This is a genomic window from Streptomyces sp. CNS606 (genome assembly GCF_000426325.1).
Genome location: NZ_AUFD01000016.1, coordinates 26,461 through 51,004, shown reverse-complemented (window position 1 = coordinate 51,004; position 24,544 = coordinate 26,461). Strand labels below are relative to the sequence as shown.

The following is a 24,544-nucleotide window of genomic DNA, read 5'->3' as shown; positions in this document are numbered from 1 at the left end:
AGAGTTCACGTCAATAAGAGGTGCCCGGTAGGTGAACAACCCGACAGGCGGGGGTGGTTCGTGACCGTTCTGGTCCGTTTCGGGTACCCGCATGACCGGACGGGCGTCCGGCGGGTCCGAACGGGGCCCATCAGGCGCCGAGTTCCTCGCTGCCGTCGTCGTCCTCGCCCTCGACCAGGACCGGCGAACCGTGGTGCGACCACAACTTCCAGCTCCCGTCCTCGACGCGGCGGAAGACGTTGGTCGCCACCACCAGTCCGCCGACCAGCGGGCCGAGGTCCCCGTCCTCCTCGGCCTGACCGCCGCTGAGGATGTTCTCCGTGCAGCTGACCACCGCGGTGTCGCCGATGACGGAGATCTCCACGTCCGTCAGGAAGAACTGGATGTACTCCGTGTTCGCCATGATCAGCGCATAGCTGCGCATCACCTCGCCGCGGCCGGTGAGCACCGGCCAGCCGGGGTGCACGACGCTGACCTCCGCGTCCAGCCACAGCCCGCCGAGCGTCTCCAGGTCACCGCGCTCGACCGCCTCGTACAGCGCGGTGTTGGCCTCCTCGACGGCCTCGATGTCCGTGCGGGCGCGGCTCACGCGGCTCCCTCGACGGCCCGGGCGACGCGCACGGCGTCGGCGCTCGCCCGCACCTCGTGCACCCGCACCGCCCAGGCACCCTCCCGGGCGGCGAGCGCGGTCACGGCGGCCGTGGCGGCGTCCCGTTCCCGGGCGGGCGGCGGCGCCGCGTCCTCCTCGCCCGCCAGCACCCGGCCGAGGAAGCGTTTGCGCGAGGCGGCCACCAGCAGGGGCAGCCCCAGGTCCGCGCGGAACCGCCCCAGCGCGGCCACCAGAGCCAGGTCGTGACCGGCGTCCTTGGCGAAGCCCAGGCCCGGGTCGACGACGATCCGTTCCGCCGCGATGCCGCCCGAGACCGCGCCGTCCACGGCCGCGCGCAGTTCGTCGATCACCTCGGCGACCACGTCGCCGTACACCGCCCGGTCGTTCATGTCGACGGACCGGCCGCGCCAGTGCATCACCACGAACGGGGCACCCGCCGCGGCCACCACCGGCACCATCGCCGGGTCGGCCCGGCCGCCGCTGACGTCGTTGACCAGGGACGCGCCCGCCGCCAGCGCCCGTTCGGCGACCGAGGCGCGCATGGTGTCGACGCTGACCAGCACCCCCGCCGCGGTGAGGTCGCGCACCACCGGCAGCACCCGGCGCAACTCCTCCGCCTCGTCCACCCGTGTGGCCCCCGGCCGGGTCGACTCCCCGCCGACGTCCACCAGGTCCGCGCCCCGGGCGACGAGGTCCAGCCCGTGCTTGACCGCCACCTCGTGATCGAACCACCGGCCGCCGTCCGAGAAGGAGTCCGGCGTGACGTTCACCACGCCCATCACCGCACAGCGGTCCCACTCCGGCAGACCGGCGACCCGGCCACGCAACGCTCTCATGGCCCCAAGACTAGGCCGTCGGACCGTCGCGGCGTCCTACCCGTCGCGGCCGGGGCCGCACGTCAGCGCGAGGCCCGCGGACCACTCCTTCGTGCCCACCGAAGGGCGTGTGAGACTGTGCCGCCACGCTGCCGGGTAGGTCCCGCGCACCACGGCGCGGAGCTTCGACCGGCCCCGCGCACGGGCGCCGGCGGAGCCCGCGGGTAGATTCGACCCGCGGCGCGCCCCGGCGCGCCGCGTGTCCGTCCGGACACGTACCGACATGCACCGAACCGTACCGGCCCGCACCGGTGTGCACCGGCGCGCGACGTGTACGGGCACGCACGCGCCCGTGACGAAACGGGCGGCCAGGACCGCACCGGACCCGGAGGAAGGAGAGACGCGATGGACCGAGTGGCGCTGCACGGCCTGCGTGCCCGCGGGCATCACGGCGTGCTTCCGCGGGAACGGGAAGAGGGACAGACCTTCGTCGTGGACGTCGACATGGGCGTGGACACCCGCGCCGCCGCGACGGGCGACGACCTGGCCCGGACCGTGCACTACGGCGTGGTGGCCGAGGAGGTCGCGGCCGTCGTGTCGGGCGAGCCGGTCGACCTGATCGAGACGCTCGCCCAGCGCATCGCCGACGTCTGCCTCGCGCACGAAGCCGTCGCCGAGGTGCGGGTCGTGGTGCACAAGCCCGAGGCCCCCGTCACCGTGCCCTTCGACGACGTGACCATCACCATCCAGCGGAGCCGCGCATGACGCCGAACAGTGACCCGACCGTACAGCCGGTGCCCGCCTCCGTCGTGCGCCAGGTGGATGCGGCCGACATCACCCTCAGCAACCCCAAGCACGCCGTGATCGCCCTCGGCAGCAACCTCGGCAACCGCCTGGAGACGCTGCAGAGCGCCGTCGACGCGCTCGCCGACACCCCCGGACTCAGGGTGAAGGCGGTGTCCCCGGTCTACGAGACCGAGCCGTGGGGCGTCGACCCCGCGAGCCAGCCGGCGTACTTCAACGCGGTCGTCCTCGTCCGCACCACGCTGCCGCCCGGCTCGCTGCTCGAACGCGGCCACGCCATCGAGGAGGCGCTGGAGCGGGTGCGCGACGAGCGCTGGGGGCCGCGCACCATCGACGTCGACATCGTGTCCTACCAGGACGTGATCTCCGACGACCCGCTGCTCACCCTGCCGCACCCGCGCGTGCACGAACGGGCCTTCGTCCTCGCGCCGTGGCACGATGTCGACGCGGAGGCCGAGGTGCCCGGCCGCGGCCAGGTCGCCGACCTGCTGACGGCCGTGGGGCGCGAAGGAGTCTCCGCGCGCAACGACCTGGAACTGAGCCTGCCCGACTGAGCGTTGGTGTCCGCGTGAGAGAACTGCGAATCAGGGTTCTGGCGGGCGTCTTCGCGGTCGCCGCCGTCCTCGGCTGGGCGCTGGCCGGACTGCTCGACCGCTGGGGCGCGCTGCCGAGCGTGCCGGTCGCCGCGCCCGTCGTGCTGGCCGTCATCGCGACCGTGCTCCTCGCGACCGCGCTCGGCCTGCGCGCCCGGCTGAAGGCGCAGCGCGAACGGCAGCCCGGAGCGAAGGGCGTCGACCCGATGATGGCCGCCCGTGCCGTCGTCTTCGGTCAGGCCAGCGCGCTCGTCGCGGCGCTCGTCGCCGGCCTCTACGGGGGGACCGGCGTCTTCCTGCTGCTCAGCGACATCGAGGGGCCGGCGCGGCGCGCCGACACGCTGTACGCGGGCCTGTCCGTCGCCGCAGCCGTCGCCGTCGTCGCGACGGCCTTTCTCCTCCAGCGCGTCTGCCGCCTCCCGGACGACGACAACGACGACCCCCAGGCCCCCGCCGCCGCGTAGCGCCGCGCCCGCCCGCGTCGCGCCGGGGTCGTGCCCGCGTCGTGCCTGCGTCGTGCCTGCGAGGGCGGGGGAGCGGCTACGCGCCGGTGATGGAGTGCAGGTCGACGTCCTCGCGGGGGACGTCGCGTTCGTCGGCGTCGACGGACCGGCGCAGCGCCTCGTGCAGCCGGGCCGGGGTGAGGACGCCCGCGAAGCGGGAGCCGTCGCCGTCGAGCACGGCGACCCAGCCGGCGTCGTACTGGAGCATCGTGCTGAACGCCTGCTTGAGGGAGGCCCCGAGCGGCAGCCACGCCTTCATCCGGCGGGCGTGGTCGCGGACGGTGCCGTCGCCGGAGGCGGAGACCTCGTCGGCGTCGATCCACCCGTGCAGGCTGCCGTCGTCGTCGAGGACGACGGCCCACCGCGCCCCGTCGGCGCGCATCCGGTGGGCGGCGTCCGACACCGCGTCGTTCCTGCGTACGACGGGTGGCTGCACCAGATCGCCGGGCTCGATCGGCGTCACCGACAGCCGCTTCAGGCCGCGGTCCGCGCCGACGAAGTCCGCCACGTAGGGCGTGGCGGGGGCGCCCAGCACCTTCGCGGGCGGGTCGAGTTGCTCGATGCGCCCCTCGCCGTAGACGGCCATCCGGTCGCCGAGCCGGACGGCCTCCTCGATGTCGTGGGTGACGAAGAGCACCGTCTTGCGCACCTGCGCCTGCAGCTTGAGGAACTCGTTCTGGAGGTGTTCGCGCACGACGGGGTCGACCGCGCCGAACGGCTCGTCCATCAGCAGGACGGGCGGGTCGGCGGCCAGCGCCCGCGCGACGCCGACCCGTTGCCGCTGCCCGCCGGAGAGCTGGTCGGGGTAGCGGTCGCCGAAGACCGAGGGGTCGAGTCCGACGAGGTCGAGCAACTCCGCCGCCCGCTTCCGCGCCTGCGCCTTCTTCACGCCCAGCAGGTGCGGCACGGTCGCGGTGTTGTCCAGCACGCTGCGGTGCGGGAAGAGCCCGACCTGCTGGATGACGTAGCCGATGCGCCGCCGCAACTCCACCGGGTCGACCCGGGCGATGTCCTCGCCGTCGACCAGGATGCGGCCGGAGGTCGGCTCGATCAGGCGGTTCACCATCTTCATGGTGGTGGTCTTGCCGCAGCCGGACGGGCCGACGAGCGTCACCATCTCGCCCTCGGCCACCTCGAAGGTCAGGTCGTCCACGGCGACCGTGCCGTCGGGGTATCGCTTGCCGACGCTCTCGAAACGAATCACACTCGTCATACTGACAGGTGATCGTGAGGCGTGTCCGGGTACGTCCGCCCACAGACCGGAAAGCGCGCGAACCGGCAAAACGGGATGGGAGCCCTGGTGGCCTCGAGGGACTGCCTCAGAGACAACGACTGGATATGCGCCGAGTACCTGCGCTCCCGCAGCGGAGAACTCGCCGACGCGACGGTCCAGCACCTCGGCATCGCGGCCGTCTCGGTCGTGCTCGCCGTGCTGCTCGCCTTCCCCCTGGCACTCGCCGCCCGCCGCTGGCGGGCCGCCCGGGAACCCGTCCTGGGGCTCACGACGGTGCTCTACACCATCCCGTCGCTGGCGATGTTCGCGCTGCTGCTGCCCGTCTTCGGCCTCTCCGTCTCGGTCGTGGTGACCGGGCTGGTGCTGTACTCGCTCACCATCCTGGTGCGCAACATCCTGGCCGGCCTCGACGGCGTGCCCGCCGAGGCCCGGGAGGCGGCACGCGGCATGGGGTACGGCGCGGGACGGATGCTGTTCGAGGTCGAACTCCCGCTCGTCGTCCCCGCCCTCATGGCGGGCGTACGGATCGCAACGGTCTCCGCCGTCTCGCTGACCACGGTGGGCGCCATCGTCGACTACGGCGGTCTCGGCAACCTCATCTACAGCGGGCTCCAGACCGTCTTCAAGGCACAGGTGCTCACCGCGTCGGTGCTCTGCGTGGTGCTCGCCGTGCTCGCCGACCTGCTGCTGCTCTGGCTCCAGCGCGCGCTGACGCCGTGGACCCGTCACCGGGCCGTCACGGGGAAGGGCTGAACCATGGGCGTGTTCCAGGGAGCCTGGACCTGGCTGACGACAGCCGGCAACTGGACCGGCGACGGCGGTGCGCTGGCGCTGCTCGGCGAGCACCTCTACCTGACCGCGGTCTGCCTCGGCATCGCCGCGGCCGTGGCGCTGCCCACGGCCGTGTGGCTCGGCCACATCGGACGCGGCGGGCCGCTGGCGATCAACCTGTCCAACGTCGGCCGCGCCGTCCCCACGTTCGCGGTGCTCGTGCTGCTGATGCTCACCCCGCTCGCGACCGTCGGCGGCGGCGACCTGCCGACGATCGTCGCGCTCGTGCTCTTCGCGATCCCGCCGCTGCTCACCAACGCCTACGTCGGCATGCGGGAGGCCGACCGGGAGGTCGTGGAGGCGGCCCGCGGGATGGGCATGTCCGGTGGGCAGCTGCTGTTCCGCGTCGAACTGCCGCTGGCGTACCCGCTGCTGATGACCGGCGTCCGGTCGGCCGCCGTGCAGGTGGTCGCCACCGCGACGCTCGCCGCGATGGTCGGCGGCGGCGGCCTGGGCCGCATCATCACCGCCGGCTTCAACACCTACGACACCGCCCAGGTGGTGGCCGGAGCGGTCCTGGTCGCGGTGCTGGCGCTCCTGGTCGAGTTGGCGATGATCGCCCTCGGCCGCGTCCTGGACCCGATGCGCGGACGTCGCGGCGGCAGGCGTACGAACGGCCGCGGCGGGGAACCGGCCGACGAGGACGGTCACGACCGTACGGGTGCCGCACCGGAGCGCGAGTCGCTGAAGGCGCCCGTCTGACAGCCTTCCGTGGCATGCTGACGCCTCGCGCATATCGAACAGATGGACGGTGAAGAACGTGATCGGGACGACCAGAGGGACCCGTGGGCGCCGCGGCGTGCGCGCCGCGGCGGCCGCCGGGACGGTGGCGCTGCTGGCCGCCGGCCTGACCGCCTGCGGCGGCGGCGAGAGCCTGGAGGACCAGGGCGGCGCCTCCGACGGGGGCGGCGGGACGTCGCTGGTGATCGGCTCGGCCGGGTTCACCGAGTCCAAGGTCCTCGCGAACCTCTACGCCCTGGCGTTGGAGGACGCGGGCTTCGACACGACCATCAAGACGGTCGCCAACCGCGAGCTGTACGAACCGGCCCTGGAGAAGGGCCAGATCGACGTGGTGCCGGAGTACGCCGCCACGCTCGCGGAGTTCCTCAACGCCCAGGTCAACGGCGCGGACGCCCCGGCGGAGAACCCGGTGGCCTCCAACGACGTGGAGTCGACCGTCGCCGCCCTGGAGAAGCTTGCCGGGAAGCGCGGCCTGAAGGTGCTCGACGCGGGCGAGGCCGTTGACCAGAACGCCTTCGCCGTCACGAAGGAGTTCGCGGCGAAGCACGATCTGGAGACCCTCTCCGACCTCGGCGAGGCCGGCGTCGAGGTGCGCCTCGCCGCGGGCGACGAGTGCGTGGAACGCCCGTTCTGCCGGCCGGGCCTGGAGAAGACCTACGGCATCGACGTCGCCGAGGTCGACCCCAAGGGCGTCGGCACCACCCAGGCCAAGCAGTCGGTGAAGAACGGCACCAACGACATGGTGCTCACCACCACCACCGACGCCACCCTGGAGGACTTCGGGCTGGTGCTGCTGAAGGACGACGAGGGCCTCCAGAACGCCGACAACGTGCTCCCCGTCGTCAACGCGAAGGACGCGGGCGGGAAGAAGGTCGCCGAGGCCCTCGACGGCGTCACCGCGGCGCTCACCACGCAGGACCTGGTCGGCCTCAACCGCCAGGTCGACGCCGACCGCCGCAAGCCGGAGGACGTCGCCCGCAGCTACCTGGAGGACGAGGGCCTGCTGAACGGCTGAACGGCTGAACGCCGGGGACGCGCGGGACGCCCGCCCGACGGACCGATGACCGGCCGATAACAATGCCTTCGTGAGGTGTCGCACAGCGGGGCACACACGGTAAATTTCAGGCCATGCCACGCGGACGTCATCGCCATGAGCAGCCACTGCACCGCCTCCTCCCACCGGCGGCGGTCGCGGCGGCTGCTCTGGCGTGTGCGGGCGGCGCCTGGCTGGTCGGCCCCGCCGGACTCGGCGACACCGACACCGTGGTGCTGCGCGGCCTGGCCGCCGCTGCCGCACTCGCGGCCGTGACCGGCGCCGTCCTCACCCGCCGCTGGGACCGCCGGGCGGGCCGTCGCGTCGCCGAACTCGACGCGCGCCGCGCGAGCATGGAGTGGCGCGCGGAGGAGCGGGAGGCCGAGCACGAGGCGGAACTCGAGGAGGCGCGGGAACTGCGCGCCGCGGTGGAGCGGAAACTCACCGCCAGGCGGGCGGAGCTGGGCCGCCTCCGCAACGAGCACGCCGCGCTGCTGCGGCGGTACGCCAACGCCGAGACCGAGCGGGCCAGCGCCCTGGAGGGCCGCCGCCTGCTGGAACTGGAGGCCGCGGCGCCCGTGCGCGCGGCGCTCACCTCCGGCGCGGCCGACCACCGCAGCGCGTCGGGAGCCCCGACACCGCTGACCTACCTTCAGGCGAGCGAGGCGCTGCGGCATCTGCGACGCAGCGCGGAGCGGCAGCGGAGGCTCCGGGCCGTCGAGGGCGGCGAGGCGGACGGGCCGCCGACGCCGGCGTCCCCGGCCGCTGCCGCCGCGCCGGTGCCGCCTCCCGCGGTGCGTCCGGCGCCCGCACCCCGCCGTCCCGGCGGCGGCTTCGACTTCTTCGGTTCCGCCGGGGCGAAGCCCGCGGGGGCCGCGCGTGCGTCGGGCCCGGCGCCGCGCCGGGACGCCGGTTCTCCCGGAACCGCGGAGGACGCGGAGCCCGAACCCGCCCCCCGCTCCCGCCGGACGCACCCTGCGGCGGGCAAGGTCGTCGACCTCGCCGACGACGCCGCCGCCCTGGACATCACCGAGCTCCGCAGCGCCCTCCCCTGACCCTCACCCCTCACCGCGAAGGGCCCGCCACGGCGGCGGGAGCCCGGCGGTCTCGTCACGGCGGGGGAGCAGGTCGTGCCTGCCGGCCCCCCGCGGTGGCGGCCTCGCACCGCTGACCGCGGTCGATCAGCAGGAGCGGCGGACCGACGGCGCCACGCGTGCCGGCCTGACGGTGATCCCACCGGACCGCGCGAGGTCCGGGACGTGGCTCGGGCCTGGGCGGGCGGCCCAGGAGTCCGGGGCGCGTTCCGCCCGCCACGGCGGCGGTCGACCCCGCCCCGGCCGACCCCGCACGGTGTGGCAGCCGGGGCGTCGGCCCACCGCGCGTCAGCGGGACCCGTCGCCGGCGCGGACCAGGCCCGTCTCGTACGCGAGGACGACCGCCTGCACCCGGTCCCGCAGGCCCAGCTTCCCCAGGATGCGCCCCACGTGCGTCTTCACCGTCGCTTCGGACAGCACCAGCCGCGCCGCGATCTCCCCGTTCGACAGGCCCTGGGCGATGAGCACCAGCACCTCGCGTTCCCGGTCGGTCAGCCGTTCCAGCTCGCGGGCGACGGGCTGTTCCACCGCCGAGGGCAGGACGGTGGAGAAGCGGTCGATCAGCCGCCGGGTCGTGCTGGGCGCGACGACCGCGTCGCCGCTGTGCACGGAGCGGATCGCGGACAGCAGCTCGTCCGGGGGCACGTCCTTGAGCATGAACCCGCCGGCCCCGGCCTTGAGCGCGCTGAACGCGTACTCGTCCAGGTCGAAGGTGGTGAGGATGAGCACCTTCGGCGCGCCCGGCCCGCCCTCGCCGCCACAGATCCGCCGGGTGGCCTCGACGCCGTCGAGGTGGGGCATCCGCACGTCCATGAGCACGACGTCGACCGCCCGGGAGCGCAGCACGTCGAGCGCCTCCGCGCCGTCGCCCGCCTCGGCGACCACCTCCATGTCCGGCTGGGCGGCCAGCACCATGCGGAAGCCGGTGCGCAGCAGTGCCTGGTCGTCGACCAGCATCACGCGGATGGTCGTCGTCATCGTGTTCCCTTTCCCACGGTTCCCCCTCGGAGCCCGGCGGCCGGGCGCGGTCTCACTGCGTTCCGCCCCTGAGCGGCAGGACGGCGCTGATCCGGAAGCCGCCGCCCGGGCGCGGCCCCGCCTGGAGGCGGCCGCCGACCATGCCGACGCGTTCCCGCATGCCGATGAGGCCCTGCCCGAGCCCGTCCGCGCCGCCGTCCTCGTACAGCTCGGACTGCGCGCCCCGCCCGTCGTCCTCGGCCAGCAGCTCCAGCTCGCCGTCGCCGTACGTCAGCCGCACGTTCGCGCCCACGTGCGGGCCGCCGTGCTTGCGGGTGTTGGTCAGCGCCTCCTGGACGATGCGGTACGCCGTCAGTTCGACGCCGCTGGGCAGGGGGCGGGGCGTCCCCTCGATGGCGAACTTGACCGTCACCCCGGTGCCGCGCACCTGGTCGACGAGTTCGGCGAGCTGTTCCACGCCCGGCTGCGGCACGTACTCGTCGCCGTCGCGGCGCTGCTCGCCGTCGCCGGTGCGCAGCACGCCCAGCAGACGGCGCATCTCGGCGAGCGCCTGCCGTCCGGTGCCGGAGATGGTCTGCAGCGCCTGGCGCGACTGCTCCGGCGCGCTGTCCAGCACGTACGCGGCGCCGTCCGCCTGGACCACCATCACCGACACGTTGTGCGCCACGACGTCGTGCAGCTCGCGCGCGATGCGGGCCCGCTCGGCGGCCACCGCGACCTTCGCCTGGGCCTCGCGTTCCTTCTCGAGCCGGGCGGCGCGCTCCTCCAGCTGCTCGTAGTACGCCCGGCGGGTGCGCAGCGAGTCGCCCATCACCCAGGCCAGGGCGAAGGGCACGGTGAGGAACAGCCAGCCGAGCACGGCCTGCGGGGCGGACTGCTCGGGCGGCCAGCGCAGCGTGGCGACGAGCGGTGCCAGCAGGCCCCCGACCAGGGCCAGCCGTGAGGCCCAGCGCACGTGCCGGGAGGCGACCGTGAAGATGATCACCAGGAAGGCGAAGTCGCCGGGGTTGGTCTCCACGCCGGTGATCAACTGGGCGATGCCGGTGCCGATCGCGAGCAGCAGCATCTTCTCCGGGGCGCGCCGCCGCAGCGCGACCACCAGCGAAAGCGCCAGGGCGATGGGGACGGCGGCGATCTGCTGAGCCGTGCTGTCCGCCATTCCGGTGGCCTGCGGGGGTGCGGCGATGCTCGCCACGATCCACACCGCCGACGGCAGGAGCAGAACGAGCGCCCAGAGGCTGTCCACCCAGGTCGGGTGACGGCGGACGAACTCGTAGATGCGGTGCACGTGACCCAGCGTATGCAGGCCGGGCACGTGCCGGGGTCAGCCGTGAAGCGGATCCTCCCGCCCGCGTCTACTCCGCAAGGTGGAGGCGCCGCCCGCCCCCGCGCCGCGCTCCCGCGCGTACCGTGAGCGGCGTGACGGACGCAGAAGCGGAATCGCCGCGCCGGTGGCGGACGGCGATGACGGACAGCCTGTACGCGCCACCGCACGGCTTCTTCGTGCGCGAGGCGCCGGGAGCGCATTTCCGTACCTCCGTCCACGTGTCGCCGCTGTTCGCGCGGGCGGTGACACGGCTGCTGCTGCGCCTCGACGAGGCGCTGGACCGTCCCCGCGAGCTGACCCTGCTCGACGTCGGCGCCGGGCGGGGCGAGCTGCTCGCACAGGTCGCGGAGGCCGTGGCGGAGGACGATCCGCACGGTCTCGCCCGGCGGCTGCGGCGGGTGGCCGTGGAGCTCGCGCCCCGCCCGGACGGGCTGGATCCCGGGATCGCCTGGCAGGACGTGCTCCCGCCGCCCGGCTCCGTCACCGGACTCGTCTTCGCGAACGAGTGGCTGGACAACGTGCCGCTGGACGTCGTCGAGGCGGACGACGCGGGCGCCGTGCGGTACGTCCTGGTGGACCGGGAGGGGCGGGAGTCCGCGGGCGAGCCCGTCGCCGAGGAGGACGCCGCGTGGCTGCGGCACTGGTGGCCGCTCGACGCCGAGCCGGGTCTGCGCGCCGAGATCGGCCTGTCCCGGGACGTCGCCTGGACGTCGGCCGTCCGCACGCTCCGGCGCGGACTGGCCGTCGCCGTGGACTACGCGCACACCCGGGCCGACCGCCCGCCGCTGGGCACGCTCACCGGCTACCTCGACGGCCGGGAGGTGCCGCCCGCGCCGGACGGGGCCCGCGACCTGACCGCGCACGTCGCCGTCGACGCGTGCGCGGCCGCCGCGGGCGGGCCGTGGCGCACGCTCACCCAGCGGGAGGCGCTGCACGACCTCGGCGTGCACGGCGGAAGGCCGCCCCTGTCCTGGGCGTCCACGGACGCCCAGGCGTACGTGCGGGGGCTCCGCGACGCCTCGCAGGCGGCGGAGCTCACGGACCTCGCCGGCCTGGGCGCCTTCACCTGGCTGACCCGTCCGGTCGACGCGCCCGACCTCTTCGGCGCCCCCGCGCAGACTCACGCCGTGGCCGGGCCCGACGCCTGACGCCTGACGCCGCCGGGCCCCGTGCGGGCCGGGGGGTCCGCCGGGCAGGGCCTACGTCAGCCAGCGCTCCGGGCGGGCCGTGCGCCGGCCCGTGCGGGACCGCTCGGCCTGCGCGGCGACCAGGGCCCGGGCCTCGCCCGCGTCGCGCAGCCGCGCCCTCGCCCAGCCGTTGGCCCCGTGGTCCACGGAGACGTCGGCCAGCCCCAGCCGCCGCTGCCACGGCCCCTGCTCGGAGCGGACGCTCTGCACCTTCGCGTGCGGCACCAGTTCGGTCTGCCGGCGCACGCGTCCGGTGCGTGTGGCGAAGACGGTGTCGGTCACGCCGTGGGCGTAGGAGCGCCACCAGAACGGCGCGCACCAGCGGGCCCGCGGCGGCGCGGGATCCAGCGCCGCCGTCACCGCGTCCAGCTCCACACCCGGCAGGGCGCGCGCCAGCACGGCTGCGGCGTCCGCCCGGGTCGCCACCGGCAGCAGCACGCCGCCGCGCTCCTTCCCCCCGCCCGCGATCTGCAGCTCGACCCGCACCCAGCCGCGTCGCCGCCACAGCAGCGGCTCGACGACCCGCACGTACTGGATGCGGCCAGGGGGCACCGTCTCGTGCGCCCGGTCGAGCAGGCCGCGATCGATGCGCAGGCCGTCCGGCGACTCCTGGACGGTCCAGTCGAACTCCTTCAGCACCCGCCCGGCGGTGTTGCCCCACATCGCGCCCGCGAGCGGTACGACGGCCGCCAGCGCGGGCCACACGTTGCCGGTGGCCGTGTAGATCAGGGCCGGGACCAGCACCAGAGCCACCAGCAACAGCCAGCCGCCGGACAGCAGCAGCACCGAGACGATCAGCATCCGGGGGGTGACGCGCAGCAGGTCGCGGGCCGGGGCCTCACCCGCCGTCGGTGCGGCCTCGGGCGCCATCCCGGCGGCGCGGGCGAGCAGTTCGGCGCGCAGCGCCACCGCCTCCCGTTCGCCGAGGAACGCCAGCTCGTCCTTGGCATCGGCGCCGACCACGTCGAGTTTCAGCTTGGCGACTTGTGCGATCCGCGCGAGCAGTGGACGGCCGACGTCCACGGCCTGGATGCGGTCCAGCCGGATGTGCGCGGTGCGGCGGAAGAGCAGGCCGGTGCGGATGCGCAGCTCGGTGTCCGTGACCAGGTAGCTGGTGTACCACCAGGACAGGAAGCCGTACGCGGCGGCGACCGGCACCACCACGGCGAACGCCGCCAGCAGCCAGCCGAGCGTCAGCTGCTCGAACCACTGACGGGTGCGTTCGAAGTCCTGGAAAGTGAAGGCGGCCAGGCCGGCTATCGGCGCCCAGGCGCGGCGCCAGGGCGTCACCGGGTGCAGCCGCTTGCCCTCCGGCCGTTCCTCGGTCGCCCCCGAGCCCTCCGGCCCCCGGCCGGTGCTCTTCCCGTCTGCGTCGCAATCGGTGGCGGGCCGGGTGGCCGGCGCGCCCTCCCCGCTGCTCACAGCCCCGCCGATCGGGCCTCGCCCAGCTCGGTCAGCCGGTCCCGGAGCCGTTCCGCCTCCTCGGGGGTGAGCCCGGGGATCGTCGCGTCCGTGGTGGCGGCCGCGGTGTGCAGCTGGAGCGTGGCCAGCCCGTACCGCCGCTCCAGCGGGCCGGAGGTGACCTCGACCAGCTGCATCCGGCCGTACGGGACCACCGTGATCTCACGCCACAGGACGCCGTGCGCGATCAGCAGGTCGTCCGCGCGTTCGGCGTAGCGCCAGGACCGCCAGTTGCGGGCGAGGGCGCCCCAGCCCCAGGCGGCGAAGCCGAGCGGCACCAGCGCGGGCAGCGCCCACACCGGCCCGGCCAGCAGGCCGGGGAGCCCGCCGGTCACCGCCGCGACCGGGAGCAGCGTGCTCAGCAGCACCACCCGCCGCAGCGGCAGCAGTGCGGGTTCCACGCCCCGCCACTCGTCGGCTGCGGGCAGCGGGGCCGCCGCGTCCCGTGCGCCCGGGGCGTCCGGTGTGCCTCGTTCGCCGTGCCCGTCATCCGTCGCCGTCGTCATGCGGTCAACCCTAGGTTCCCGCACCGCCGCCCGTATCCGCCCGGAGGAGGACGTGGGGGCCGCCCGTCTCCTCCTCGCCGCCGCGGTGCTGACAGACTGGACGTCATGACGCAGACGACGACGGTCGGCATCGGGGGCGCCGCGGAGAGCACCGACATGGTGCTCAACATCGGCCCGCAGCATCCGTCCACGCATGGTGTGCTGCGGCTGCGGCTCGTCCTGGACGGCGAACGCATCGGCGCGGCCGAGCCCGTCATCGGCTACATGCACCGCGGCGCGGAGAAGCTGTTCGAGGCGCGCGACTACCGTCAGATCATCGTCCTGGCCAACCGCCACGACTGGCTGTCCGCCTTCTCCAGCGAGCTGGGCGTCGTCCTCGGCGTCGAACGCATGCTCGGCATGGAGGTGCCCGAGCGCGCGGTGTGGCTGCGCACCCTGCTGGCCGAACTCAACCGGGTCCTCAACCACCTGATGTTCCTCGGCTCCTACCCCCTGGAACTCGGCGGCATCACGCCCGTCTTCCACGCGTTCCGCGAGCGCGAGGAGTTGCAGACCGTGATGGAGGAGGTCTCCGGCGGGCGCATGCACTACATGTTCAACCGGGTCGGCGGCCTGAAGGAGGACCTGCCCGCCGGCTGGCTCGGCCGCGCCCGCCGCGCCGTCGCCGACGTCCGGTCCCGGATGGACGTCTTCGACCGCCTCGTCCTCGGCAACGAGATCTTCCGCGGCCGCACCCGCGACGTGGGCACCCTCGCGCCGGAGACCGTGCACGCGTACGGCGTCAGCGGGCCCCTCGCCCGTGCCTCCGGCGTCGACTTCGACCTGCGACGGGACGAGCCGTACCTGGCCTACGGAGAGCTGGGCGACGTGCTCCGGGTGGTGACCCGCCAGGAGGGCGACTGCCTGGCCCGGTTCGAGGTGCTGCTCGACCAGGCCCACAACTCCCTCGACCTCGCCGACGCCTGCCTCGACCGCATCGCCGACCTCCCGCCCGGTCCCGTCAACCAGCGGCTCCCCAAGGTGCTCAAGGCCCCCGAGGGCGCGACCTACACCTGGACCGAGAACCCGCTCGGGCTCAACGGCTACTACCTGGTCTCCAAAGGCGAGAAGACGCCCTACCGCCTGAAACTGCGCTCCGCCTCCTACAACAACATCCAGGCCCTGACCGAACTGCTGCCCGGCACCCTGGTCGCCGACATGGTCGCCATCCTCGGTTCCTTCTTCTTCGTCGTCGGCGACATCGACAAGTAGCCCGCGGGCGCCGCTCCGGCTCGCGGACTCCCGCCGGACGGGCCGTCCGGCTCGTCACACCGCGCCCGGACCGGCCGCGGCCAGGGCATAGCATGGCCGGGAACGTCCGGTACCCGGCAGCGGACCGGAACGGCAGACGGAAGGTTCCACTCCGTGCACCCACAGCACCCGTCCGGCACGGGCCGGCAGCCGGAGGCCGCGCGCGCCGAGGACCGGCCCGCCCGCCTCGCCGTGGGCGTCGTCGGCGCCGGCCGCGTCGGCCCGGCGCTGGCCGCCGCGCTGCGGCAGGCCGGACACCGGCCGGTGGCCGCGTCCGGCGTCTCCGACGCCTCCCGCCGCCGCGCCGAGACCCTGCTCCCCGGGGTGCCGCTGGTCGACCCCGGCGACGTGCTGGCCCGGTCCGACCTCGTCCTGCTCACCGTTCCCGACGACGCGCTGCCCGACCTGGTCACCGGACTCGCCGGGACCGGCGCCGTACGGCCCGGCCAGCTCCTCGTCCACACCTCCGGCCGGTACGGCACCGACGTCCTCCGGCCGGCGCTGCGGGCGGGAGCCCTGCCACTCGCCCTGCACCCGGTGATGACCTTCACCGGTACGCCGGTCGACGTGCAGCGGCTGGGCGGCTGCTCGTTCGGCGTGACCGCGCCGGAGGAGCTGCGGCTCGCCGCCGAGGCGCTGGTCATCGAGATGGGCGGGGAACCGGAGTGGATCGCCGAGGAGGTCCGCCCGCTGTACCACGCCGCCCTGGCGCTCGGCGCGAACCACCTGGTCACCCTGGTCGCCCAGTCGATGGAACTGCTCCGCGAGGCGGGCGTCGGCGCCCCCGACCGGATGCTCGGCCCGCTGCTCGGCGCCGCCCTCGACAACGCCCTGCGCTCCGGCGACGCCGCCCTCACCGGGCCCGTCGCCCGCGGCGACGCCGGCACCGTCGCCGCCCACATCACCGAACTCCGCGCCCACGCCCCGCACGCCGTCGCCGGCTACCTCGCGATGGCCCGTACGACCGCCGACCGGGCGCTCGCGCACGGCCTGCTCAAGCCGGAACACGCCGAGGACCTGCTGGACGTGCTGGGTGCGTCCGGCGACGAGAGCGGAGGTACGCGATGACGACACCCGGCTCCGGAAGCCGTACGGGCACGCGTCCCGGGGCCGCCCCGGCCGTCACGCCCCGCCTCGCCCGCAGCGCGGCCGCACTGCACGCGGTGCTGCCGCGCCGGCGAGGCGCCGACGCCGGTCGCCGTGCGGTCGTCATGACCATGGGAGCCCTGCACGACGGCCACGCCGCACTCGTCCGCGCCGCGCGCGAGGCCGTGGGAGACCGCGGGCAGGTGCTCGTCACCGTCTTCGTCAACCCGCTCCAGTTCGGCGCCGGGGAAGACCTCGACCGGTACCCGCGCACCCTGGACGCCGACGTCGTCCTCGCCGTCGACGCGGGCGCCGACGTGGTCTTCGCCCCCGGCGTGGGCGAGGTCTACCCCGGCGGGGAGCCGCAGGTGCGGATAGCCGCCGGACCCATGGGCGAGCGCCTGGAGGGCGCCTTCCGCCCCGGTCACTTCGACGGGATGCTCACCGTCGTCGCCAAGCTCCTCCACCTGACCGAGCCCGACCTGGCCTTCTACGGCCGCAAGGACGCGCAGCAGCTCGCCCTGATCCGCCGCATGGTGCGGGACCTGAACTTCCCGGTGGACATCGCCGGCGTGGACACGGTCCGCGAACCCGACGGTCTGGCGCTGTCCAGCCGCAACCGGTACCTCGCGCCGCAGGAGCGGCGGGCGGCGCTCGCGCTGTCCCGCGCACTGTTCGCGGCGCGCGACGCGGTGGCCCGGGGCGCCGGACCGGAGGACGCCCACGCGGCCGCGCACCGCGTGCTCGCCCCGGCGGCCGACGGCACGCCCCCGGTGACCCTCGACTACCTCGCGCTGGTCGACCCGTCCGACTTCACGGACGCCGCTGCCGACTTCACCGGCGAGGCGGTCCTCGCCGTGGCGGCCCGCGTCGGCACCACCCGGCTCATCGACAACATCCCCCTCCCCTTCCCGGAGGGCCCCGCATGATCCGGCCCCCGGCGTTCCCTCCCCCGACGTTCCACGTGGAACCGTCCGCCGCCGCCGGTGCGGGACCGCAGCCTTTCCGTGCCGCAGGAGGCCCCGCATGAGCAGCCGCACCGGCATACCCGGCGCCGACCCGCGCGGGCGCGCGCCGCGCACGGCGCTCGTCGCCCCCGCGCCCGGCTGGACCCTGGACGCGGACGTCGTGGTCGTCGGCTCCGGCGTCGCCGGCCTCACCGCCGCCCTCCGCTGCGCGGACTCCGGCCTGCGCACCGTGGTCGTGACCAAGGCGCGGCTCGACGACGGCTCGACCCGCTGGGCGCAGGGCGGCATCGCCGCGGCCCTGGGCGAGGGCGACACTCCGCAGCAGCACCTCGACGACACCCTGGTCGCCGGGGCTGGCCTGTGCGACGAGGAGGCCGTGCGCACCCTGGTCACGGACGGTCCCGCCGCCGTCCGGCGCCTGATCGCGGCCGGCGCGCGGTTCGACCTCTCCGCCACCACCGGCGAGATCGCCCTCACCCGCGAGGGCGGGCACCACCGCAGCCGCATCGCGCACGCCGGGGGCGACGCGACCGGCGCGGAGATCTCCCGGGCCCTCGTCGCCGCGGCCCGCGCGAAGGCCGTTCGCACCGTCGAGAACGCGCTCGTCCTCGACCTGCTCACCACCCCGGACGGCCGCACCGCGGGCGTCACGCTGCACGTGATGGGCGAGGGCCAGCACGACGGCGTGGGTGCCGTGCGGGCGCCGGCCGTCGTCCTGGCGACCGGCGGCATGGGGCAGATCTTCTCGGCCACCACCAACCCGGCCGTCTCCACCGGCGACGGCGTCGCCCTCGCGCTCCGCGCCGGCGCGGAGGTCAGCGACGTCGAGTTCGTGCAGTTCCACCCGACCGTGCTGTACCTGGGACCGGACGCCGAGGGGCAGCAGCCGCTGATCTCCGAGGCGGTACGCGGCGAGGGTGCGCACCTGGTCGACGCCGACGGCGTGCGGTTCATGCAGGGGCAGCACGAACTCGCCGAACTCGCCCCCCGGGACATCGTCGCGAAGGGCATCATGCGGCGGATGCGCGAGCAGGGTGCCGCCCACATGTACCTGGACGCCCGCCACTTCGGCGCGGCGATGTGGGAGTCGCGGTTCCCGACCATCCTCGCCGCCTGCCGTGCGCACGGCATCGACCCGGTCACCGCCCCGATCCCGGTCGCCCCCGCCGCGCACTACGCGTCCGGCGGCGTGCGCACCGACCTGCACGGCCGGACGACCGTCCCCGGGCTGTACGCGTGCGGCGAGACCGCGTGCACCGGCGTGCACGGCGCCAACCGCCTCGCCTCCAACTCCCTTCTGGAGGGCCTGGTCTTCGCGGAGCGCATCGCGGACGCCGTGGCGGACGCGCGCGCGACGGCGTCCGCGCGCGAAGGGGCGCGCGAAGAGCCCGCACCCGGTGCGACGGCCACCGCGCACGCCCCGCTGCTCCCGCCCGAGGCACGGGCCGAGATCCAGCGGATCATGACGCACGGCGCAGGTGTGCTCCGGTCCGCCGACAGCCTCGCCCGTGCGTCCGCCGCACTCGACGCGCTGCCCGCCGCCGCCGGTACGGCCGCCGCCCCCGCGAAGACCGCCGAACCCGGCGTCGACACGTGGGAGACCGCCAACCTCCACCTGGTCGCGCGCGCCCTGACCGCCGCCGCCCTCCGCCGTACCGAGACCCGCGGCTGCCACTGGCGCGAGGACCGTCCCGACCGGGACGACGCCGCCTGGCGCCGCCATCTCGTCATCACCCTGCGCCCCGACGCGCAGAGCCCTACGCTCGACTCGCTCGACCTCACCACGACCGACTCGACGGTCTTCCCGCCCGTAAGCCCGGTCATCCGCAAGGAGTACCCGTGACCAGCCCCTCCTCCGACGAAGAACGCCGTCCGCAGCCCGTGGACGTGCCGCTGCTCCAGATCGGCGGCCCGGCCGCCGGTGCCGCCCTGTCCGCGTCCGGCGGCTGCGGCGACGCGTGCGGCTGCGGTGCGGGCGGAGCGGACGACGACGTCTTCGACCCGCTGGACTGCGGCCTCGACCCCGACCTGGCCCGGCTGCTGGTCGATGCCGGTCTGGACCCGGTGCAGGTCGAGGACGTCGCGCACCTGGCCATCGAGGAGGACCTCGACCACGGCGTGGACGTGACGACCGTGGCGACCGTGCCCGAGGACGCCGTCGCCGTCGGCGACTTCACCGCCCGCGAGGCGGGTACCGTCGCCGGCCTGCGCATCGCCGAGGCGGTGCTGTCGGTGGTGTGCACCGACGAGTTCGAAGTCGAGCGGCACGCCGAGGACGGCGACCGCGTCGCGCCGGGCCGGAAGCTGCTGACCGTCCGCACCCGCACCCGGGACCTGCTGACGGGCGAACGCAGCGCCCTCAACCTGCTCGGCCGCCTCTCCGGGATCGCCACCGCCACCCGCGCCTGGGCCGACGCCCTCGCCGGCACGTCCGCCCGGGTGCGCGACACCCGCAAGACGACCCCCGGGCTGCGCGCGCTGGAGAAGTACGCCGTGCGCTGCGGCGGCGGCGTCAACCACCGCTTCTCCCTCTCCGACGCGGCGCTGATCAAGGACAACCACGTGATCGCGGCCGGCGGCGTCGCGCAGGCCTTCAAGGCGGTGCGGGAGGAGTTCCCCGACCTGGCGATCGAGGTCGAGGTGGACCGCCTCGACCAGATCGAACCCGTCCTCGCCGAAGGCGCCGACCTGATCCTGCTCGACAACTTCACCCCCGAGGAGACCGCCGAGGCCGTCGCCCTCGTCGCCGGGCGCGCCCGGCTGGAGTCGTCCGGACGGCTGACCCTCGCCGACGCGGCCGCGTACGCCGCGACCGGCGTCGACTACCTCGCCGTGGGCGCGCTGACCCACTCCTCACCCGTCCTCGACATCGGCCTGGACCTGCGCGACGTCACCGGGGACCGGCCCGCCGGCGCCGGGAAGGGCGCCTGACCATGCTGCTCACCATCGACGTCGGCAACACGCACACCGTCCTGGGTCTCTTCGACGGCGAGGACATCGTCGAACACTGGCGCATCTCCACCGACGCCGGCCGCACGGCCGACGAACTGGCCGTCCTGCTCCATGGCCTGATGGGCATGCACCCGCTGCTCGGCGAGGAGCTCGGCGACAACATCGAGGGCATCGCCATCTGCTCCACGGTCCCGGCCGTGCTGCACGAACTGCGCGAGGTCACCCGCCGCTACTACGGCGACATCCCCGCCGTGCTCGTCGAGCCCGGGGTGAAGACCGGGGTGCCGATCCTGATGGACCACCCCAAGGAGGTCGGCGCCGACCGCATCATCAACGCGCTCGCCGCCGTCGAGCTCTACGGCGGCCCCTGCGTCGTCGTCGACTTCGGCACCGCCACGACGTTCGACGCGGTCTCCGCGAAGGGGGAGTACGTCGGCGGCGCGATCGCCCCCGGCATCGAGATCTCCGTCGACGCGCTCGGCGTCCGCGGCGCCCAGCTGCGCAAGATCGAGCTGGCGCGCCCGCGCAGCGTCATCGGCAAGAACACGGTCGAGGCCATGCAGGCCGGCATCCTGTACGGCTTCGCGGGCCAGGTCGACGGCGTGGTCCGGCGGATGGCCGCCGAGCTCGCGGACGACCCCGACGACGTCACGGTCATCGCCACCGGAGGGCTGTCGCCCATGGTGCTCGGCGAAGCCGAACTCATCGACGAGCACGAGCCCTGGCTCACACTGGTGGGCCTCCGCCTGGTCTACGACCGCAACGTCTCGCGCTGAGGACGGCGGCCCTCAGCGCCTGCGGGCCTGCGGGCCCCCGTCGCGGGGAAGGGCGCGGAGGACGTCCGTCCGCCACGCCCGCAGAACGGGCGATAATGCACTTTAGTCGGACAAGCTCGTACAGTCGGACCATGCCTACGCCCTACGGTTCCCGAGGTGGCATGGCGTTCAGCGCGGACGAGCTGCGTGTGCTCCGAGGCGCCCTCGCCGTAGCCCTCCAGTCCAGCCGCGCCTCCGCATGGGAGGTGCGGGAGGTCCTGCAGCTCACCGAGTCCCTCGACGAGGCCGAGCGCGAGGGGCACCGGCTCCGGTCCTTCCTCCTCGCGGATCTCGCCCGCTACCGCGCCGCCCTGCCGGGCGCCGCGGGCGGTTACCTCGACCTGCTCGACGACGCCCTCGCGGCCGGCTACCTGCCTCGTCCGGAAGACCTGAACGCCCTCCGTTCGCTCGCCCGGACGCCTGCCGGGCGGCCCGCGTCCGAACGCCGCGCGGAACTCCTGCGGCGCTGCGAGAGCCTCGCCGAGCAGGCCGTACGCGGCCGGCTGCTGGTCCTGCCCGGCGGGCGCGCCGCCGTGCGTGCGGAGCCGGACCTGGCCGAGGAGAAGCCGAAGCGGGACCCGAAGAAGGAGCCTCCCAAGGAGCCGCGGCGCGAACCGGCCAAGCCCGCGCCGCAGCCGGGTCGCCGCCCCGTCCCGACTCCCGGCGAGGTCTTCCCCCCGCGGCGCCGCCCCGCCACCCCGCCCGAGGAGGCCCACGCGCTCCCCGCCTGACCCTCGCACGTCGCCGCCTTCCTCGAGCCCTCCGGTGCCCGGGGGAGAGGAGACGCGCCGAACGGGATGCCCCGGGGTGCTCGGACGCCGTGTCCGGCGCGCGCGCCGGAGCGGTGCAGGGGCTCGCCTGCCACGCCCTGCGTCGCGGCGCGGCGCCCGGACCCGGCACGCAGGGGGGCGCAGGGGCCGCCCGCCCCGCAGAGGCCGACGGTCCGGCGCTAGGCTGAAGGGCGCACACGCGCCCGCACGCGCCCCTTCGCAAGGAGCCCCGGCATGGACTACGTCGCCGCCCTCACCCCGCCCCTCGTCATGGCGATCGGCTTCACCGCCCTCGTGGTGACGATCGTGAAGAACCAGGGCGGCGCCAACAAGGCGAAGGAGGACGCCGCCGTCGACGCGGCGCTGGACTCCGCCACCGACGGCGCGAACCGTCCGGTCGCCGCGCGCTCCGCCTCTTCCGCGGACGCGGCCGCGCGCGCGACGGACGGCTGAATTCGTCCCATCTGCGCCTATTATTCTCCCGTGCCTCGGCCATTGGGAGAGTTGGAAGACGCCGTGATGACGCGGGTATGGCAGTGGAACCGCCCGGTCACCGTGCGGGAAGTCCTGGAAGATCTGCAGGAGCAGCGGACGATCGCGTACACCACCGTGATGACCGTAATGGACAACCTTCATCAGAAGGGCTGGTTGCGGCGGGAGCAGGAGGGGCGGGCCTATCGATATGCGGCCGTCTCCACGCGGGCCGCGTACTCCGCCGCCCTGATGCATCAGGCGTGGTCGGCGAGCGGCAACAGCGCCGCCGCTCTCGTGGACTTCTTCGGCATGATGTCGGCCGAACAGTCGGACGCGCTGCGGGATGCTCTGCGGGTCGTACAGCTGAGCGGTGTGCGCGTCGACTCGACGTAGAGATAGCGTCGCGGTATGGCAGATCCCCGGACCACTCCAGAAGCCGCGACGACCGCCACTTCGCCGGATACCGGCCGGAACGCGGAGCGGAACGCCGACCGGAACGCCGACGCAAACGCCGGGACGAACGCGGCGCGCGACCGGGCAAACGCGCACGGTCTCGCGAAGGCGCCTGTCGCGGTGACGGTGCGGCGCGCGCGAACGAGTGATGTCCGTACCGTCCGCCGGCTCCTCGACGCCTACTCGCGGGACCGCATCCTCCTCGACAAAGCCACGGTGACGCTTTACGAGGACATCCAGGAGTTCTGGGTGGCGGAACGCGACCACGACGCGGAGGTCGTCGCCTGTGGCGCGCTGCACGTGATGTGGGAGGACCTGGCGGAGGTCAGGACGCTCGCCGTGGACCCTGCACTGAAGGGCACCGGCGTCGGCCACCAGCTCCTGGAGAAGCTGGTGCAGACCGCACGCTGGCTCGGAGTACGCCGCATTTTCTGCCTCACCTTCGAAGTCGAGTTCTTCGCCCGGCACGGCTTCACGGAGATCGGTGAGACGCCGGTGGACGGCGATGTCTACAGCGAGCTGTTGCGTTCCTATGACGAAGGCGTCGCGGAGTTCCTCGGTCTCGAACGGGTGAAGCCGAACACCCTCGGCAACAGCCGGATGCTCCTGCATCTGTAGCAGTCAGATGTCCGAAAGGTCCCGCTGTGCGGGGCGGCGATCGCCCGGGAAGTCCGCCGAGGGTTTGTGTTTCCCGGAGAAAAGCGGTTTCCTTCCATCGTCGGTATCTGTAATCCGTATTCGAAGACGAATGGGAGAACCCCGTGGCGCAGAAGGTGCAGGTGCTTCTTGTCGACGACCTCGACGGCGGCGAGGCGGACGAGACGGTGACCTTTGCTCTGGACGGCAAGACCTACGAGATCGACCTCAACACCGGCAACGCGGACAAGCTCCGTGACGCGCTGGCCGACTTCGTGAAGGCCGGTCGCCGTACCGGTGGCCGTTCTTCCCGCGGAAAGGGCGGGCGTTCGTCGTCCGGTAGCCCGGACACCGCGAAGATCCGCGCCTGGGCGAAGGAGAACGGTTACGAGGTCAACGACCGCGGGCGCGTTCCCGCGACCGTGCGGGAGGCCTACGAAAAGGCCAACGGCTGACGCCGGAGCAGAGCGCGGTGGCATTCCGTCGCCGCGGCGTCGACGAGGCGTACGAGATCGGGCGCACCCGCGGGGGACGGGCGGCCGATCGACACGGCGGGCAGCCGCTGCCTCCCGTCGCGTCCCTGCTGGGGAGGCCGCAACCACACCGCGGCCTCCCACGGACCTCCGCCGGCGTCCGGCCGGCCCGCCCCTCCGGCGGGTGCGGGCATGCGGGCGCCCGCGCCGAGGGCCGCCAGCCCGGCCCTGTGAGGCAGCGTGCCCCACTCGAGCCAGCGCAGCAGCCCTGGGAGCTCCTCGGCGGCCCCCTGCGCGACGAGGAGCCACACGTCCGCGCCGGCCCGCAGCGCAGGCCCCGCGGCCCGCGTACGGGCCAGCAGTGGCATCCCGGCCGCCGCGGGAAGCCGAAGGGCGTCGAAGCACACGCCCAGCCGGAACCAGGGCGCCCGCCCCGGGGCGGTGGGTCCGCGTGCCTCCTCCCACCACTCCCACGACTCCCGCCACTGCGTTTGCCGGGTGGGTGGCTGCGGGATCAGCGGGCTGCGGACCGGTGGGCGAGGACGGTGCGCCCGCTGCGGGTCCGGCGGACGCGGGCCCGTCGGCGCGGCGGCCCGGTCGTCAGGGGGTGTGGTGCGCGAAGCTGAAGCGGTCATGACCGGAGCAACTGCGGAAACCGTCCCCGGTCACGCCCCGGTCCCGTGCGGCCGCCGCCCCGCCGTCGGTCCGACCCGGCCCGCAAGGGTGTTCGCCATGAGCTGATCCGTTCGCGACACAGCGTGCACGACGCATGGACTGTCGGTTCCGGAGGGTAAGAAGTCCCTAGTGGGACGGGGGTGTGAGACGACGATGGAGGACCATGGCGGGCGTGTCGACGCGGGGCCGTTCGCCGTCGGCGTAGTGGATCAGGGTGAATACGCCTGGCCTGCGG

27 protein-coding genes are annotated in these 24,544 nt (G+C 74.3%); 19 read left to right on the top strand and 8 right to left on the bottom strand.

Annotated elements, in window-relative coordinates; all coding sequences use genetic code 11:
- Positions 1–130: 130 nt before the first annotated feature.
- Complete coding sequence (locus K304_RS0113050) at positions 131–589, bottom strand: nuclear transport factor 2 family protein (RefSeq protein ID WP_027764121.1); 459 nt, start codon at positions 587–589, stop codon at positions 131–133.
- Positions 586–1,446 (bottom strand): dihydropteroate synthase, encoded by an 861-nt coding sequence (folP, locus tag K304_RS0113045; RefSeq protein ID WP_027764120.1) that lies wholly within the window; start codon positions 1,444–1,446, stop codon positions 586–588. Before folP ends, K304_RS0113050 begins: the two co-directional genes overlap by 4 nt.
- Positions 1,447–1,830: 384 nt before the next feature.
- Between folP and folB the strand changes: the two genes are divergently transcribed.
- From folB to K304_RS0113030, 3 genes are read left to right on the top strand one after another with little or no spacing between them, the layout of a single operon-like run.
- A complete protein-coding gene (gene folB, locus K304_RS0113040) occupies positions 1,831–2,190 on the top strand; it encodes a dihydroneopterin aldolase (protein ID WP_027764119.1) in 360 nt (119 codons plus the stop codon).
- The gene (folK, locus tag K304_RS0113035) at positions 2,187–2,783 is read left to right on the top strand and encodes a 2-amino-4-hydroxy-6-hydroxymethyldihydropteridine diphosphokinase (RefSeq protein ID WP_027764118.1); all 597 of its coding nucleotides are present in this window, start codon (positions 2,187–2,189) and stop codon (positions 2,781–2,783) included. The genes folB and folK overlap by 4 nt, the downstream gene beginning before the upstream one ends.
- Positions 2,784–2,797: 14 nt before the next feature.
- A complete protein-coding gene (locus tag K304_RS0113030; RefSeq protein ID WP_027764117.1) occupies positions 2,798–3,286 on the top strand; it encodes a DUF3180 domain-containing protein in 489 nt (162 codons plus the stop codon).
- A gap of 76 nt (positions 3,287–3,362) precedes the next feature.
- Here K304_RS0113030 and K304_RS0113025 read toward each other — a convergent pair whose 3' ends face one another.
- The gene (locus K304_RS0113025) at positions 3,363–4,529 is read right to left on the bottom strand and encodes a betaine/proline/choline family ABC transporter ATP-binding protein (RefSeq protein ID WP_027764116.1); all 1,167 of its coding nucleotides are present in this window, start codon (positions 4,527–4,529) and stop codon (positions 3,363–3,365) included.
- Between the two features lie 96 nt (positions 4,530–4,625).
- Here K304_RS0113025 and K304_RS0113020 point away from each other — a divergent pair, with 96 nt between their 5' ends.
- The 4 genes from K304_RS0113020 to K304_RS0113005 all read left to right on the top strand — a co-directional run bounded on the left by K304_RS0113020 (position 4,626) and on the right by K304_RS0113005 (position 8,219).
- Positions 4,626–5,312 (top strand): ABC transporter permease, encoded by a 687-nt coding sequence (locus K304_RS0113020; RefSeq protein WP_051308417.1) that lies wholly within the window; start codon positions 4,626–4,628, stop codon positions 5,310–5,312.
- 3 nt (positions 5,313–5,315) lie between these two features.
- Positions 5,316–6,092, top strand: coding sequence for an ABC transporter permease (locus tag K304_RS0113015; RefSeq protein WP_027764114.1), 777 nt, complete (start codon positions 5,316–5,318; stop codon positions 6,090–6,092).
- 58 nt (positions 6,093–6,150) lie between these two features.
- Positions 6,151–7,146, top strand: a complete 996-nt coding sequence (locus K304_RS0113010; protein WP_486591654.1) for an ABC transporter substrate-binding protein — start codon at positions 6,151–6,153, stop codon at positions 7,144–7,146.
- Between the two features lie 113 nt (positions 7,147–7,259).
- Positions 7,260–8,219 carry a hypothetical protein gene (locus K304_RS0113005; protein ID WP_027764112.1) on the top strand — a complete coding sequence of 320 codons (960 nt, stop codon included), beginning with the start codon at positions 7,260–7,262 and terminating at the stop codon, positions 8,217–8,219.
- 327 nt (positions 8,220–8,546) lie between these two features.
- On the opposite strand, the gene K304_RS0113000 is transcribed toward K304_RS0113005, so the two are convergent.
- Both K304_RS0113000 and K304_RS0112995 read right to left on the bottom strand, forming a co-directional pair.
- Positions 8,547–9,236, bottom strand: coding sequence for a response regulator (locus K304_RS0113000; protein WP_027764111.1), 690 nt, complete (start codon positions 9,234–9,236; stop codon positions 8,547–8,549).
- A gap of 52 nt (positions 9,237–9,288) precedes the next feature.
- Positions 9,289–10,524, bottom strand: a complete 1,236-nt coding sequence (locus tag K304_RS0112995) for a sensor histidine kinase (protein WP_027764110.1) — start codon at positions 10,522–10,524, stop codon at positions 9,289–9,291.
- A gap of 176 nt (positions 10,525–10,700) precedes the next feature.
- Between K304_RS0112995 and K304_RS28780 the strand changes: the two genes are divergently transcribed.
- Entirely contained in the window at positions 10,701–11,711 is a 1,011-nt protein-coding gene (locus K304_RS28780; protein WP_051308400.1) for an SAM-dependent methyltransferase, read from the top strand.
- A 51-nt stretch (positions 11,712–11,762) separates the two neighbouring features.
- Here K304_RS28780 and K304_RS28775 read toward each other — a convergent pair whose 3' ends face one another.
- Both K304_RS28775 and K304_RS0112980 read right to left on the bottom strand, forming a co-directional pair.
- Positions 11,763–13,172 (bottom strand): PH domain-containing protein, encoded by a 1,410-nt coding sequence (locus K304_RS28775; protein ID WP_486591648.1) that lies wholly within the window; start codon positions 13,170–13,172, stop codon positions 11,763–11,765.
- Positions 13,169–13,717: a PH domain-containing protein gene (locus K304_RS0112980; RefSeq protein WP_078529013.1), complete on the bottom strand. Its 549-nt coding sequence runs from the start codon at positions 13,715–13,717 to the stop codon at positions 13,169–13,171. The genes K304_RS28775 and K304_RS0112980 overlap by 4 nt, the downstream gene beginning before the upstream one ends.
- A 105-nt stretch (positions 13,718–13,822) precedes the next feature.
- On the opposite strand from K304_RS0112980, the gene K304_RS0112975 reads away from it, so the two are divergent.
- From K304_RS0112975 to K304_RS0112925, 11 genes are all read left to right on the top strand, one after another.
- Positions 13,823–14,968 carry an NADH-quinone oxidoreductase subunit D-related protein gene (locus K304_RS0112975; protein WP_027764108.1) on the top strand — a complete coding sequence of 382 codons (1,146 nt, stop codon included), beginning with the start codon at positions 13,823–13,825 and terminating at the stop codon, positions 14,966–14,968.
- 153 nt (positions 14,969–15,121) lie between these two features.
- Positions 15,122–16,075 carry a DUF2520 domain-containing protein gene (locus tag K304_RS28770; protein WP_037790258.1) on the top strand — a complete coding sequence of 318 codons (954 nt, stop codon included), beginning with the start codon at positions 15,122–15,124 and terminating at the stop codon, positions 16,073–16,075.
- Complete coding sequence (panC, locus tag K304_RS0112965; protein WP_078529011.1) at positions 16,072–17,022, top strand: pantoate--beta-alanine ligase; 951 nt, start codon at positions 16,072–16,074, stop codon at positions 17,020–17,022. Before K304_RS28770 ends, panC begins: the two co-directional genes overlap by 4 nt.
- A gap of 97 nt (positions 17,023–17,119) precedes the next feature.
- Positions 17,120–18,904 carry an L-aspartate oxidase gene (locus tag K304_RS28765; RefSeq protein WP_037790257.1) on the top strand — a complete coding sequence of 595 codons (1,785 nt, stop codon included), beginning with the start codon at positions 17,120–17,122 and terminating at the stop codon, positions 18,902–18,904.
- Positions 18,901–19,992, top strand: a complete 1,092-nt coding sequence (gene nadC / locus K304_RS0112955) for a carboxylating nicotinate-nucleotide diphosphorylase (RefSeq protein ID WP_027764106.1) — start codon at positions 18,901–18,903, stop codon at positions 19,990–19,992. The genes K304_RS28765 and nadC overlap by 4 nt, the downstream gene beginning before the upstream one ends.
- A 2-nt stretch (positions 19,993–19,994) precedes the next feature.
- Positions 19,995–20,789: a type III pantothenate kinase gene (locus K304_RS0112950; protein ID WP_027764105.1), complete on the top strand. Its 795-nt coding sequence runs from the start codon at positions 19,995–19,997 to the stop codon at positions 20,787–20,789.
- Between the two features lie 131 nt (positions 20,790–20,920).
- Positions 20,921–21,559, top strand: a complete 639-nt coding sequence (locus K304_RS0112945) for a hypothetical protein (RefSeq protein WP_078529009.1) — start codon at positions 20,921–20,923, stop codon at positions 21,557–21,559.
- Positions 21,560–21,832: 273 nt separating this feature from the next.
- Positions 21,833–22,051 (top strand): hypothetical protein, encoded by a 219-nt coding sequence (locus K304_RS0112940; protein ID WP_027764103.1) that lies wholly within the window; start codon positions 21,833–21,835, stop codon positions 22,049–22,051.
- A 30-nt stretch (positions 22,052–22,081) separates the two neighbouring features.
- Positions 22,082–22,465, top strand: coding sequence for a BlaI/MecI/CopY family transcriptional regulator (locus K304_RS0112935; protein ID WP_078529007.1), 384 nt, complete (start codon positions 22,082–22,084; stop codon positions 22,463–22,465).
- A 15-nt stretch (positions 22,466–22,480) separates the two neighbouring features.
- Positions 22,481–23,143, top strand: a complete 663-nt coding sequence (locus K304_RS0112930) for an amino-acid N-acetyltransferase (RefSeq protein WP_078529005.1) — start codon at positions 22,481–22,483, stop codon at positions 23,141–23,143.
- 143 nt (positions 23,144–23,286) lie between these two features.
- Complete coding sequence (locus K304_RS0112925; RefSeq protein ID WP_027764100.1) at positions 23,287–23,616, top strand: histone-like nucleoid-structuring protein Lsr2; 330 nt, start codon at positions 23,287–23,289, stop codon at positions 23,614–23,616.
- On the opposite strand, the gene K304_RS28760 is transcribed toward K304_RS0112925, so the two are convergent.
- A complete protein-coding gene (locus tag K304_RS28760; protein WP_158687338.1) occupies positions 23,595–24,269 on the bottom strand; it encodes an SCO3374 family protein in 675 nt (224 codons plus the stop codon). The two genes, K304_RS0112925 and K304_RS28760, sit on opposite strands and share 22 nt — an antisense overlap.
- Positions 24,270–24,544: the final 275 nt, after the last annotated feature.